Below are 13,246 nucleotides of genomic sequence, written 5' to 3'. Positions count from 1 at the left end.
CTCCTGTCTGTCGGCTAGCGATCCCACAGGACGCGGATCGAACGATAGGTCACCTTCATCTGCGCCAGATCCAGCGGCGCCTTGAAAAAGGCATGGTAGTCACCCCGCGGATTGATCAGCACCACGTTGGCGCTGTGGTCCACCAGGTAGTTTTCATCCTGGCCGGGCACCTTGCGGAACGGGGTGTTCAGCGCCGTGGCAAAGCGGTGGATGTCGAGGAACTCCCCGGTCACCCCGATGAACTCCGGGTTGAAGAACGGCACGTAGCTGGCCAGTTGTGCCACGGTATCGCGGGCCGGATCCACCGACACCATGATCACCTGGGTATCCTCGGCTTCCGTGCCCTCCAGCTGCTGCACAAACTGGTCGAGAAACGCCATGGTGGTGGGGCAAATGTCCGGGCAGTAGGTAAAGCCGAAAAACAGCAGTGACCACTGGCCCTCGAGACTGGCCGGCACGAAGGGCTGGCCGCGGTGGTCGATCAGCGCAAAATCACCGATATCCCTCGGCGTTTGCAGCAGAAAGGCGCCATTGGCTTGCATTTCTGACGCCGACATCACCCGCGGCTGGCCAATGCGGTTCACGAAGCCGGCGACGATCACCAGGATAAAAAGCAGCACGCCGATAATCGTGAGCCGGATACCGCGGGTCTGGGTGGCTGTCTTGCTGTCGCTCATCGTTCCAGGTGCCTCAGGTCGTCGTCATCGGAAAAAGGTAGTGATCCACCAGCATGATCACAAACAGGGCCATCAGATAGACAATGGAATACTTGAAGGTTTCCATCGGCGCACCGGGGTTACGGTTGCGCATCAGTTCCACGGCCCAGTACAGGAAGCCCCCGCCCAGTACCACGGCACCCAGCAGGTACAGGGGCCCGCTGAGCCGGGTGACAAAGGGCAGCAGGGTGATCAGGAACATGATGATGGTGTAGAGCAGGATGTGCAGCCGGGTGAAAGCGTCGCCGTGGGTCACCGGCAGCATGGGAATATCGACCGCGGCGTACTCGTCCTTGCGGTGAATCGCCAGGGCCCAGAAGTGGGGTGGCGTCCAGGCAAAGATGATCAACACCAGCAGCAGGGCGTGGCCGTGGATTTCGCCGGTAACCGCCGTCCAGCCCAGCAGCGGGGGAGCGGCCCCCGCGAGGCCACCGATCACAATGTTCTGGGGTGTCGCACGCTTCAGAAACATGGTGTAGACGAAGGCGTAGCCCACCAGCGAAGCGAAGGTCAGCCAGGCAGTCAGCGCATTGACCCAGATCAGCAGGATAGCCATGCCCAGGCTACCCAGGACCAGGGCGAACAGGCTGGCCTGCAGGGTTCCGACCCGACCCTGGGCGACGGGCCGCTGGCGGGTACGGGCCATGCGCTGGTCCACCTGCTGGTCGACCAGGTGATTGACTGCAGCTGCCGCGCCCGCGCACAGGGCAATCCCCAGATTACCCAGAATCAGGGCATCCAGCGGCACCATCCCCGGTACGGCCATGAACATGCCGATCACCGAGGTGAGGATCATCAGCAGGACGACATTGGGCTTGGTCAGCTCCTTGTAGTCCCGCCAGGTCGCTTTGCCGGTCATTGCCATGTCAGTCGAAACGCCCATTTAGTCCCCGGAGTTCTTGAGCAGGAATTTGAGATCCGAAATGACATCCTTGTAGCTGTCGCCCTCATCGTAAGCCATCATTACCCAGCCGGCGGGATCCACCAAGTACCAGACCCGCCCCGCCGCCCTGGTTTCCGGGAACAGGACCGGCCAGGCCGAGGCGTCCAGCCGCAGCACCGAGAGACCACCGTGTTCGTTCGCCAGGAACTGTTCGAAGTCGGGGAGCGCGGGCTTGCCATCGCTGAGGTCAGCCACCGCCAGGGACGTGTCTGCCGGCGCCCGATCGGTCACCAGCATCCGCCGCACACGCGGGAACTCCTTGCCCAGCGCCATGTGTATCTGCCGGGTCAGGTACAGTTTGTATTCGCAGGCCTCCATGCACTCCGCACCACTGTTGGTGACCAGCAGCGTCCACTGGTGATCGGTATTGCTCCAGGGCAGGGGCGCGCCGGAGGGCGCAGCCAGCTCCGCCGCGGCCAGGGCACGGGGCGGATCGAGCAGGGTGCCGCGGTTGGCAGTACCCAGTATCTGGACGATATCGAGGTCGCCCCGGACCACAAACCACCAGAGCCAGGTGGCCGCCAGCACCATGGTCACGGGGATACCGGCTATCAGCAGCATCACCATCCGACCGTTGTTGGGGGCTGTCACCGGCTGTTGCATTGCTCAGGCCTCATGTTGTTTGCGGGTCAACAGCTGCCACAGGTTGGAACTGCGCAGCAGGAAGAAAAAGGCCAGGACGGCCGCCATGCTAAACCACTGCACCGCGTACCCCTGGTGCTTTTCGGGGCTGGCATTGACCAGCTGCCAGGCGACCGTCAATGCCCCCGGCTGGCCGCTGTCTATCCGCACCGGGTAAGGGTACAGAGTGGCGCCGGTGGCCGCCGCAACCAGCGGCGCGAGAGCTTCGGTATCCAGCGCCTGGATCCGCACCGGCCAGGGCGGGCCGGGCTGCTGCTCCCCGAGCAGAAAGGGCTTGCCCGGGGAAACATAGATATGGCCGGTCAGCGTCACCGGGCCGGCGGGCTCGGCCACGTCCGGTAACACCTGCCGCGCCGGATCGCTGGCCACCCAGCCCCGGTTCACCAGCACAACCTGGTCGCTGTCCGCCAGTGCCAGCAGTCCGATCACTTCATTGCCAAAGCGACCCTGGTAGACCCGGTTGTCGAGCAGCAGATAGCGCCCCGGCAGGAATTCTCCCCGCAGGGAGACACGGCGATAGGCCAGTTCGTCGGCACCGCTGCCGGCGATGGCGCCGAGCGCCGCCGGCGCTTCGTTCTGGCGCGCTTTCCAGCGAGCTTCCAACTCCGCTTTCTCTTCCGCGCGGTCCAGCTGCCAGAACCCGAGAGCGATCAATGCCGGCAGCAGCAGGGCTGTCGCCAGGGTGATGCGCCATTCGAAGTCCAGCTGTAATCCCGCCATGCCTCAGCCCCGTTCAGTTAAAGTCAGGTACGCCGCGCCCGTCTGCCAGGCGGCTGGTTTATACTGCGTTGTTTGGCAACGGGAGAAGGGCATTGTTGAAAATCGCGATCGTCGTGTTGATGCTGGCGTTGGTAGCCAGCCTGGGAAGCGGGTTCTACTTCCTCATGGTCGACCAGGGCGACAAGACCAAGCGCAGGACATTCCACTCGCTCGGGGTAAGACTGGGACTTGCCATCACGCTCGCAGGCCTGATCGTCTACGGCGTAGCCAGTGGCCAATTGGGCCACCGCAACCCCTGGGACGGCGGACCGCGTCCGCCGGCAACCCAGGAGCAGGGAAATGGCGACTGATCGTCCTACAGGATATAGACGAACAGGAAGAGGAACACCCATACCACATCGACAAAGTGCCAATACCAGCTGGACGCCTCGAAGCCAAAGTGATCATCGGCCGTAAAATGGCCGCCTTTCACCGACCGCAGCCACTGGATCAACAGCATGGTCATACCCATGATCACGTGGAAGCCGTGGAAGCCGGTCAACATGAAGAAGGTGGAACCATAAATCCCCGAGTTCAGGGTCAGGCCGAAATGGGCGTAGGCCTCGTAGTATTCGAGGATCTGCAGGGCCACGAACAACATGCCCAGGGCCACGGTAATGCCCAGCCAGATATTGAATTTGCGTTTGTTGCCGTCGAGGATGCCCATGTGAGCCATGTGCACGGTGACGCTGGATGACAGCAGCACAATGGTGTTCCACATCGGCAACCACAGATACCACGCGGCGGCATCGCTGAACGCCATGCTCTTTTCATAGCTCTGGAAGGTGCCCATGTTCGCAATGGGCTGGTTGGCAACCCCACCCACCGCTTCCTGCGGCGTCTGCGCCATTGGCCAGGCGTACTGGAAACCTTCCCACAGCAGATAGTTCATCCTGCCGCCGTCGCCTTCCCCGCCCAGCCAGGGGCCGACCAGGGTGCGGACGTAAAACAGTGCGCCAAAAAAGGCGAAGAAGAACATGACTTCGGAGAAGATGAACCAGAACATGCCCAGCACATAGGACTTCTTCAACTGCGCGCTGTTCAGGCCCGCGATGTTTTCCCGGATGGCGGTGCGGAACCAGGCAAACAGGGTGGCCGAAAAGAAAAACAGGCCAAACCAGAAGATGCTCCAGGAACTGGTAGTCGCACCGTCGCCAAAAGTCATGTCATTCATGACACTGGCGGCGCCGAACGTGCTCATGATCAGGCCGATGGTGGCGCAGACCGCCATCTTGCTCTTTTCCGGTACGTAATACTTCTCGTACTCTGTGGAACTGTGGGTTGTCATGGTGTTTCTCCGTTTAAATCACTCGGCCCCCCCGGGCCGGGCGTCAGCGGGCGGCGACAGAGCCACCCACCATGTCTGTGACGTCAAACATCGTGTAAGACAAAGTGATTGTCTTGATATCCGCGGGCAGGTCACGATCGACGATAAACTGCAGCGGCATCTCCGTGGCGGTTTCGCCATCCAGCGGCTGCTGGTTAAAGCAGAAGCACTCGGTCTTGTGGAAGTACTCCGCCGCGCGGGACGGGGACACGCTGGGAATCGCCTGGGCGACCATTGGCCGCGGCAGCGGATTGCGGGCGTGGAACACCGTATCGTTGCTCGCACCGGGGTGAACGAGCATGCGGGTCACCGTCGGCCCGAACTCCCAGGGCATGCCCTCGTTGTTGGTTGCGACAAACTGGATGGTGATTGTTCGCGATTCGTCGACACCGGCCTGCACAGCGGTGTAGGCCTGGCCGCTGGTCTTGCCGTTGATGCCTAGCGCATCACACAGCACATCGTACAGCGGCACCATGACCACAAACACGAAGGCAAACATGGCGACGGCTGTCGTCACCAGTTTGACGACAGTGTCCACGACGGGATTGCTGCTGACTCTCAACACAAGACTGCCCTCACTTGACCTGCGGTGGTGTCTCAAAGGTGTGGTAGGGCGCCGGCGTGGCAACCGTCCACTCCAGGCCCTCGGCACCGTCCCAGGTCTTTTCATCACTGGTGGGTTTGCCGGCCACAATCGTGGCGATCACGTTGTACAGGAACAGAATCTGCGAGGCACCATAAATAAAGGCGCCGATACTGGACAGCATGTTGAAGTCGGCAAACTGCAGCGCGTAGTCGGGGATGCGGCGCGGCATGCCCGCAAGACCCACGAAATGCTGCGGGAAGAAGGTGATGTTGAAGCCGATGAACGAGATCCAGAAGTGGGTCTTGCCCATGGTCTCGTTGTACATGCGGCCACACCACTTCGGCAGCCAGTAGTACACGGCGGCGCTCATGGAGAATACCGCACCCGCGACCATCACGTAGTGGAAGTGGGCGACCACAAAGTAGCTGTCATGATACTGGAAGTCGGCCGGGGCAATGGACAGCATCAGCCCGGTGAAACCGCCGATGGTGAACAGGACCAGGAAGCCCATGCAGAACAGCATCGGGGTCTCGAAGGTCATGGCTCCGCGCCACATGGTGGTGACCCAGTTGAACACCTTAACCCCGGTCGGCACGGCGATCAGCATGGTTGCGTACATGAAGAACAACTCACCGGCAACCGGCATACCCACCGTATACATGTGGTGCGCCCACACAACAAAGGACAGGAAGGCGATGGAAGCCGTGGCGTAGACCATGGAGTCGTAGCCGAACAGCGGCTTGCGGGAGAACGCCGGGATAATCTGCGAAACCACGCCGAAGGCCGGCAGGATAATGATATAGACCTCGGGGTGACCGAAAAACCAGAAAATATGCTGGAACAGTACCGGGTCACCGCCGCCCGCGGCGGAGAAGAAGCTGGTGCCGAAGTGGATATCCATCAGCATCATGGTCACGGCGCCGGCCAGCACCGGCATGACCGCCACCAGCAGGAACGCGGTGATCAGCCAGGTCCAGACGAACAGCGGCATTTTCATGTAGGTCATGCCGGGCGCGCGCATATTCATCACCGTGGCGATGATGTTGATCGAGCCCATGATGGAGGACAGACCCAGGACGTGAATGGAGAAGATAAAGTAGGTGACCGACGGCGGCGCATAGGTCGTGGACAGCGGCGCGTAGAACGTCCAACCGAAGTTGGGCGCACCGCCTTCCATGAACAGGGTCGACGCCAGGATCAGGAATGCCGGGGGCAGGATCCAGAAGCTCCAGTTGTTCATCCGCGGCAGGGCCATGTCCGGGGCCCCGATCATCATCGGTATCATCCAGTTGGCCAGGCCGACGAAGGACGGCATGATCGCACCGAACACCATCACCAGGCCGTGCAGGGTGGTCATCTGGTTGAAGAAGGCGGGCTCCACCAGTTGCATGCCGGGCTGGAACAGCTCGGCACGAATGATCATGGCGAACGCGCCACCCAGGATAAACATGGCAAAGGAGAACCACAGGTACATGGTTCCGATGTCTTTGTGGTTGGTGGTAAACAGCCACCGGCTGAGGCCCTTGGCGGGACCGTGGTGATGAGCGCCCATCGTTAATTCCTCCAATTAGCCCCGTTTGTGGTTGTAGACATCAATGGGCTGGATCATATCGCCCATGTTGTTGCCAAAGGCGTTGCGCTGATAGGTGATCACCGCCGCCATTTCCACATCGTTGATCTGACCGCCAAAGGCCTGCATGGCAGAACCCGGGACGCCGTTGATACCAATTTCCAGGTGACCGCTGACTTCGCCCATGGCAACGGCGCTCCCTGCGATCGCAGTGCCGACACCGCCCTCGCCGTTGGCACCGTGACAGGCCAGGCAATTGCGCTCGTACACGGCCTTGCCGCGGGTCATCAGCTCGTCCAGGGTAAAGGTCTGGGCCATCAGCTCGCGAATCTCCGCGGCCTCGGCCTTCTTGGTTTCCATCCAGCCCGCGTACTCTTCCTTGCTGACAACGTTCACCACCACCGGCATGAAGCCGTGGTCCTTGCCGCAAAGCTCTGCGCACTGGCCGCGGTAGATACCCTCGGTAGAGGCCTTGGTCCAGGTCTCGTTGATAAAGCCGGGGATGGCATCCTTCTTCACCGCGAGTTCGGGAACCCACCAGGAGTGGATCACATCATTGGCGGTGACCAGAAAGCGCACTTTGGTGTCGACCGGGATGACGACCGGCTCGTCCACTTCCAGCAGATAGTGCTCGCCCTTGGCTTCGGAGTTGTAGATTTCCGACTGCGGGGTGCGCAGGTTGCTGAAGAACGCCACATTTTCGCCGTCTTCATTCAGGTATTCGTACTTCCACTTCCACTGGTAGCCAGTCACCAGGATATCCATCTCGGCGTCGTCGAAATCGTAGATCTCGAGCAGGGTGGAAGTGGCGGGAACGGCCATGCCAATCAGGATCAGGAAGGGCACAACGGTCCAGGCGATTTCCACCTTGGTGCTTTCGTGGAACGTTGCCGGCGTGACACCGCGGGATTTACGGTGGTAGTAGATGGAGTAGAACATCACCCCGAACACCATCGCGCCGATAATGACGCAGATCCAGAAGATCAGCATGTGCAGGTCATAGATGTTTTGGCCGACTTCCGTGGCCCCCGGCGACATGTTCACCTGGTTCACCTTGCTCTCCGCAGCCAGGACAGCGGCACTCGCCAGACCCAGCAACGTCAGCACAGAACCAAGCGCCAGCTTGACCAGCCTGTTCGCTTTCAACAACATTTCCCGTGTCTCCCTCGTAATCACAAACTTCCCCCCAACCGAGACTGCACCACCGCTATTTAACACCGCACATTGGTCCGCGACATCCGCGCGTTCACGGGCATGAGCAACCCGGGCCGCGGCCCTTCATCTGGGGAAGGGAGAATAAAGAGGCTTTTGCTCGTTTCAGCCGTTTCACCCCGGGTGCGACAAAATGCTGCAGTTCGGGGCGCGGGGATTATAGCGAAACTTGCCGCTAAAAAATACTAAGATGCTGATTTAGTGAGGGTTTGGCCGAACCCGCCCGGCGTCCGGCCAATACCACAACAGAGCGCAACATATGGGCCGCCACAGCCAACTCGACCACAAAATATGGGGAATCGCCTGGCCGGCAATTTTGTCCAATATTTCCATTCCCCTGCTGGGCCTGGTGGATGCCGGCATTCTCGGCCACCTCGACGACAGCCGTTATCTCGGCGCGGTCGCCATAGGCAGTGCGCTGCTGTCGTTCCTGTACTGGGGGTTCAGTTTCCTGCGCATGGGCACCACCGGTCGCGTGGCGCGGGCACTCGGGGCGGGCGACCCGGCGCATGCCAACCTGGAACTGTACAGGGCCGTGGTGCTTGCGCTGGCCCTGGCGCTGGCCGTGATGCTGCTGCACCCCCTGTGGCTGGGGCTCGGGCTCACGCTGATGGCCCCCGATTCCGGGCTGCTGCCGCTGGCGGAAAGCTACGCCGGCATCCGCATCGCCAGTGCCCCCGCGGTCCTGGCCACCTACGCAATAGTGGGCTGGTTCATCGGCCACGGTAACACCCGCTGGCCTATGCTGATCCTGATCGCTACCAACCTGGTCAATATCCTGCTGGATGTGGTGCTGGTTGTCGGTCTCGGCCTCAACAGCGACGGCGCCGCCATGGCGACCGTCCTGGCCGAATACTGCGGCTGCGGGCTGGCGCTCTACGGGCTGCGGCGCCGGCTGAGTCCCCGGCCCGGGGCATTCAACCCGGCGCTGCTGTGGCAGTGGCGGCACTACACGGCCCTGCTACGCAGCAACAGCCACCTGTTTGTACGCACCGTGACCCTGCTCGCCGCCTTTGCCTTCTTCACCGCCATGGGCGAAAAGCTGGGTGGTCCGACGTTGGCGGCCAATGCCCTGCTGATGCAGCTGCTGCTGCTCACCGCCTACGGCCTGGATGGCTTTGCCTATGCCGTGGAAAGCCTTGCCGGCGGCCGCGCCGGGGCCGGGGACAGGGAGGGCTTCTACCACGCGGTAAGGCGCTGTGGTTTCTGGTGCGGTGTCGGCGCGGTGCTGTTGAGCATCGCCTTCCTGGTCCTGCAGCAGCCCCTGTTTGCGCTCCTCACCAGCCTGCCGGAGGTGCAGGAGATCCTTCACAGCCACCGCCTGTGGCTGGTGCTGTTGCCCCTGGTTGCGGCACCCACCTACCTGCTTGACGGGGTGTTCATCGGCACCACCGAGACCCGCGACATGATGACCACCATGCTCGCCAGTGCGCTGCTGGTCTACCTGCCGGTCTGGTACCTGAGCCAGCCCTGGGGCAACCACGGCCTGTGGCTGGCTTTCACCCTGTTCAATGGGGCCAGGGGGGTGTCGCTGTACCTCTGCTACCGGCGCCTGTCCCGCAGCGGCGGCTGGTTTGGCAAGCGCTGACAGCCCGCTGCCGGAATCGGCGGGAATCTGCTAGTCTCGTTGGCTCCATGCGTCATACAAGAGACGAACCGGCATCATGACCACTTGCCCCTTCCGCGACCGCCTGCTGCATCTGGACAATTTCGCCCACGGGACGCCGCGCCAGGCTATCGCGCAGCTGCGCGAGCAGCACCGCATTGTCTGGCAGGCCGATGACCACGCCGCGGGCGGCCACTGGCTGGTGCTGCACAAACCGGATATCGATGCGGTCCTGCGCGATCCCGCTACCTTTTCCAGCAGCTACGGCCCCCTGCTGGAGGATTTCCCGGAGGATCTGCTGGCCCTGCAGCGCCAGGCCATGACCTTCCTCGACCCGCCCGAGCACCGCTCCCGGCGCGCCCTGGTGGATTACGCGTTTCGCCCGGCGGTTCTGGAAGCGCGCCGCGCCATGATGCAGGCCAAGGTGACAGCCATCATCGACAACATTATCGGCCGCGGCGAGTGCGAATTCGTCGGCGATATCGCCATGCACCTGCCGGTGCATGTGATGTTCACCCTGCTCGGGGTGCCCGAACAGGACTACGCCTATCTGGTGCCAACGATCAACACCGTGACCCTGGCCAACGACCCCGACTATGCGGGCAGCCGCGAGGAGGGCTGGGCGGCATCGGCGCAGATGGTGGGCTGGGCGGCGGGGTTTGCCAACAAGCGGCGCCTGCAGCCGGCGGACGACATGACCAACGAACTGCTCAATGCGGAAATCGACGGACGCAGACTCAGCGACGAGGAATACGGGGTGGTCTTTCAGGGGCTGATGATTGGCGGCACGGAAACCACCCGCAACACCCTGTCCTGGCTCTTCTACGAACTGATTAACCACCCCTCGCAACTGGCGCTGCTGCAGGCCAACCCGGAACTCGTGCCCGCCGCGGTCGAGGAGATCCTGCGTTATCGCAATACCGTCGTCTACACCCGTCGCACCGCGATGCGCGACGTCGAGCTCGCCGGGGAGCAGATCACGCAGGGGAGCAAGGTGGTTTGCCTGCTGGCCTCGGTAAACCGCGACCCGGCCTGCTTCGAGGACCCCGACAACTTCGATATCACCCGCGATCCGGCGCTGACCCGGCGCCAGATGCGCACCTTTGGCTTCGGGGTGCATGTCTGCCCCGGCCAGCACCAGGCGCGCCTGAACCTGGAAATGATGACGCGGGAAATCCTCGCCCGCATGGATCACCTCCGCCTGCTGGAGACCCCCACCCATTTCCGCTCGAATTTCATGGATGGTTTCAAGCGCATGCCCGTGGCGTTTACTTCCCGCGCTTAGGCGCCGGCTCCAGGATACGCACGGCTTCAGCGGCTGTCTCCACCCGGCGGGCCGCCGCGCGGCTTACCCGGGTGCCGGGCTCCGCCGGGGCCGGCGCCTTGTCCTTCGGCCGGGGATCGCTGAAACCGCAGGCCACACACTCGCGCAGATCAGTATCGCGGTCCACCACGATGGTATCCATGGCGCTGCAGCGCGGGCAAACGGCACCGGCAATAAAGCGTCTGCTTGGGGGAGCTATCGGCGTCTTGTCTTCCGGGATCATCGGCTACTGGCCAGCGGGGATAGGGATCGCTATTGTAGCAGGATCAGAAAGGGAGCTCCGTATGCAGCATTACACCGCAACCAGCGTCCGCAGCTTTGCCGGCATCAGCCCGGCACTGGGGCAGCGCGTACTGGTGGACCCCAGCGCCGTGGTGCTGGGAGATGTCGAACTGGGGGACGATGCCTCGGTGTGGCCGCAGGCCGTGATCCGCGGGGATATGCACCGGATCCGCATCGGTGCCCGCACCAGTGTGCAGGACGGCAGCGTGCTCCACATCACCCACGCCGGTCCCTACAACCCGGAGGGCTGGCCGCTGCTGGTCGGCGCCGAGGTGACCATCGGCCACAACGCCACCCTGCACGGCTGCACCATCGGCAACCGGGTACTGATTGGCATGGGTGCGACGATCATGGACGGTGCGATAGTGGAAGACGAGGTCGTCGTCGGGGCCTGTGCCCTGGTCACCCCCGGCAAGACGCTGCGCAGGGGCTATCTGTACGCCGGCAGCCCGGCCCGTGAGGTGCGGCCACTGACGGCGGCGGAGCGCGACTACTTCAGCTACAGTGCAGACAATTACGTGCGCCTGAAGGACCGCCATCTGGCGGAGCTGGAGCCGGCTTAGGCCGCCGCCAGCAGATTGCGCATCCGGTTGATGACCGGCTGCGTCGCGGGGCGCACCTGGCGCCAGCGGTAGAACGATTCGGCGGCCTGCTCGACCAGCATGCCCAGGCCGTCCGCCACCGCCCAGGCGGCATTCTGGGCGGCCCAGCGCATGAACAGCGTGGGTTCAGGACCATACAACATGTCGTAGCAGCAACTGCGGACGGTCAGCAGAGTGTCGGGCAGCGGCGGCAATTCCCCCTGCAGACCGGCGCTGGTGGCGTTGATCAACAGGTCCACTTCGATACCGTCCAGCAGCTCATAGCCGCCACCCTGAACCGAACCCAGATCCTTGAACTCCGCCGCCAGCTCCGCGGCCCGGGCGGCGGTACGATTGGCGATGACGATGGACCCGGGGCGCTCCCGGAGCAGCGGCTCCAGTACACCCCTGACCGCACCCCCCGCGCCGAGCAGCCCTATCCGGCGGCCCTGCAGCTGCCAGCCCAGATTCGCCACCATGTCCCGCACCAGGCCGATACCGTCGGTGGTGTCTCCCAGGATGCTGCCGTCCGGACAGAGCGCAAGGGTGTTCACCGCGCCGGCCCGGCGGGCCCGTTCGGTCAGGGTATCGGCGAAGGCGAAAGCTTCCTGCTTGAACGGCAAAGTAATGTTGAGACCCTTGCCACCGCCGGCAAAAAAACTGGCCGCGGCGCGCTGGAAGTCGCCGAGCTCCACCCGCACTGCGCGGTAGTGGATTCGCTGGCCACATTGCTCGGCAAAGGCGGCGTGGATAGCCGGCGATTTGCTGTGCTTGATGGGGTTGCCAAAAACGGCGTACTTGTCCTGCTCAGTCATGGCGATGTTCCCGCGCGCCGCCGCCGCGCTTGCGGCCGGCTATCATGCCTCCACCTGCAGCCAGTCTCTGTGCTGGAGGTAGTAGTCCGTCAGTTCTCTCTCCGCGGAACCGGGCTCGGGCTGGTAGTTGTACTCCCAGCGCACCAGCGGCGGCAGCGACATCAGGATTGCCTCGGTGCGACCGCCAGACTGCAGGCCAAACAGGGTACCCCGATCGAAAACCAGGTTGAATTCCACATAGCGCCCGCGCCGGTAGAGCTGGAACTGGCGCTCGCGTTCGCCAAAGGGCTGGTGCTTGCGGCGCTGGACAATGGGCAGGTAGGCCGGCAGGTAGGAATTGCCAACCGCCTGCATGAAAGCGAAACAGCGCTCGAAACCGCCTGCGTTGAGGTCGTCGTAAAACAGGCCGCCGACGCCCCGGGGTTCGGCGCGATGCTTCAGGTAGAAGTATTCGTCGCACCACTGCTTATAGCGGGGATAGATATCGTCACCGAAGGGTGCGCAGGCCTCCGCCGCAACCTGGTGCCAGTGGCGACAGTCCTCGCGATTGCCGTAATAGGGAGTAAGGTCATAGCCGCCGCCAAACCACCAGACCGGCTCGGAGCCCTCGCGCTCCGCGACGAACATGCGCACGTTGGCATGGGAGGTGGGGATGTAGGGATTTTCCGGGTGAATGACCAGGGACACACCCATGGCCTGGTAGCTGCGTCCGGCCAGCTCGGGACGGGCCGCGGTTGCCGAGGGCGGCAGGCTGTCCCCCATGACGTGGGAAAAGTTCACCCCCGCTTTCTCGAACACGGCCCCGCCCGCCAGCACCCGGCTGCGGCCGCCACCACCCTCCGGCCGCTGCCAGTCCTCAACGATAAAGCCGGCGCTGCCGTCC

Annotated in this window: 15 protein-coding genes; 4 read left to right on the top strand and 11 right to left on the bottom strand. The window is 62.9% G+C overall.

Annotated features, from left to right (window positions below):
• Positions 1 to 14 precede the first annotated feature (14 nt).
• The 4 genes from RJQ10_RS17265 to RJQ10_RS17250 are packed head-to-tail and all read right to left on the bottom strand — an operon-like array spanning position 15 to position 3,021.
• Entirely contained in the window at positions 15 to 677 is a 663-nt protein-coding gene (locus tag RJQ10_RS17265; RefSeq protein WP_350148624.1) for an SCO family protein, read from the bottom strand.
• Positions 678 to 690: 13 nt separating this feature from the next.
• Complete coding sequence (gene cyoE / locus RJQ10_RS17260) at positions 691 to 1,599, bottom strand: heme o synthase (RefSeq protein WP_350148623.1); 909 nt, start codon at positions 1,597 to 1,599, stop codon at positions 691 to 693.
• Positions 1,600 to 2,262 (bottom strand): redox-active disulfide-containing membrane protein, encoded by a 663-nt coding sequence (locus RJQ10_RS17255; RefSeq protein WP_350148622.1) that lies wholly within the window; start codon positions 2,260 to 2,262, stop codon positions 1,600 to 1,602.
• Between the two features lie 3 nt (positions 2,263 to 2,265).
• Positions 2,266 to 3,021, bottom strand: a complete 756-nt coding sequence (locus tag RJQ10_RS17250; RefSeq protein ID WP_350148621.1) for an SURF1 family protein — start codon at positions 3,019 to 3,021, stop codon at positions 2,266 to 2,268.
• A 92-nt stretch (positions 3,022 to 3,113) separates the two neighbouring features.
• Between RJQ10_RS17250 and RJQ10_RS17245 the strand changes: the two genes are divergently transcribed.
• Entirely contained in the window at positions 3,114 to 3,371 is a 258-nt protein-coding gene (locus RJQ10_RS17245; protein ID WP_350148620.1) for a DUF2909 domain-containing protein, read from the top strand.
• Positions 3,372 to 3,376: 5 nt separating this feature from the next.
• On the opposite strand, the gene RJQ10_RS17240 is transcribed toward RJQ10_RS17245, so the two are convergent.
• The 4 genes from RJQ10_RS17240 to coxB are packed head-to-tail and all read right to left on the bottom strand — an operon-like array spanning position 3,377 to position 7,695.
• Positions 3,377 to 4,348: a cytochrome c oxidase subunit 3 gene (locus RJQ10_RS17240; RefSeq protein WP_350148619.1), complete on the bottom strand. Its 972-nt coding sequence runs from the start codon at positions 4,346 to 4,348 to the stop codon at positions 3,377 to 3,379.
• Positions 4,349 to 4,391: 43 nt separating this feature from the next.
• On the bottom strand, positions 4,392 to 4,952 hold the full coding sequence (locus tag RJQ10_RS17235) for a cytochrome c oxidase assembly protein (protein ID WP_350148618.1): 561 nt from the start codon (positions 4,950 to 4,952) through the stop codon (positions 4,392 to 4,394).
• Between the two features lie 10 nt (positions 4,953 to 4,962).
• A complete protein-coding gene (ctaD, locus tag RJQ10_RS17230) occupies positions 4,963 to 6,525 on the bottom strand; it encodes a cytochrome c oxidase subunit I (RefSeq protein ID WP_350148617.1) in 1,563 nt (520 codons plus the stop codon).
• Positions 6,526 to 6,540: 15 nt separating this feature from the next.
• Positions 6,541 to 7,695, bottom strand: a complete 1,155-nt coding sequence (gene coxB, locus RJQ10_RS17225; protein ID WP_350148616.1) for a cytochrome c oxidase subunit II — start codon at positions 7,693 to 7,695, stop codon at positions 6,541 to 6,543.
• Positions 7,696 to 8,071: 376 nt separating this feature from the next.
• Between coxB and RJQ10_RS17220 the strand changes: the two genes are divergently transcribed.
• On the top strand, positions 8,072 to 9,343 hold the full coding sequence (locus tag RJQ10_RS17220) for an MATE family efflux transporter (RefSeq protein ID WP_350148615.1): 1,272 nt from the start codon (positions 8,072 to 8,074) through the stop codon (positions 9,341 to 9,343).
• Positions 9,344 to 9,419: 76 nt separating this feature from the next.
• On the top strand, positions 9,420 to 10,646 hold the full coding sequence (locus tag RJQ10_RS17215) for a cytochrome P450 (protein WP_350148614.1): 1,227 nt from the start codon (positions 9,420 to 9,422) through the stop codon (positions 10,644 to 10,646).
• On the opposite strand, the gene RJQ10_RS17210 is transcribed toward RJQ10_RS17215, so the two are convergent.
• Complete coding sequence (locus RJQ10_RS17210) at positions 10,630 to 10,908, bottom strand: YheV family putative zinc ribbon protein (RefSeq protein WP_350148613.1); 279 nt, start codon at positions 10,906 to 10,908, stop codon at positions 10,630 to 10,632. The genes RJQ10_RS17215 and RJQ10_RS17210 overlap by 17 nt on opposite strands.
• A 61-nt stretch (positions 10,909 to 10,969) precedes the next feature.
• On the opposite strand from RJQ10_RS17210, the gene RJQ10_RS17205 reads away from it, so the two are divergent.
• Positions 10,970 to 11,530, top strand: coding sequence for a gamma carbonic anhydrase family protein (locus tag RJQ10_RS17205; RefSeq protein ID WP_350148612.1), 561 nt, complete (start codon positions 10,970 to 10,972; stop codon positions 11,528 to 11,530).
• On the opposite strand, the gene aroE is transcribed toward RJQ10_RS17205, so the two are convergent.
• Complete coding sequence (aroE, locus tag RJQ10_RS17200) at positions 11,527 to 12,363, bottom strand: shikimate dehydrogenase (protein ID WP_350148611.1); 837 nt, start codon at positions 12,361 to 12,363, stop codon at positions 11,527 to 11,529. The two genes, RJQ10_RS17205 and aroE, sit on opposite strands and share 4 nt — an antisense overlap.
• A 42-nt stretch (positions 12,364 to 12,405) precedes the next feature.
• A partial coding sequence (gene hemF / locus RJQ10_RS17195) for an oxygen-dependent coproporphyrinogen oxidase (RefSeq protein ID WP_350148610.1) occupies positions 12,406 to 13,246 on the bottom strand: 841 nt, incomplete at its 5' end.

The organism is Haliea sp., from assembly GCF_040222615.1.
GTDB lineage: Bacteria > Pseudomonadota > Gammaproteobacteria > Pseudomonadales > Halieaceae > Haliea.
This window is presented reverse-complemented; position numbering and strand designations above follow the sequence as displayed.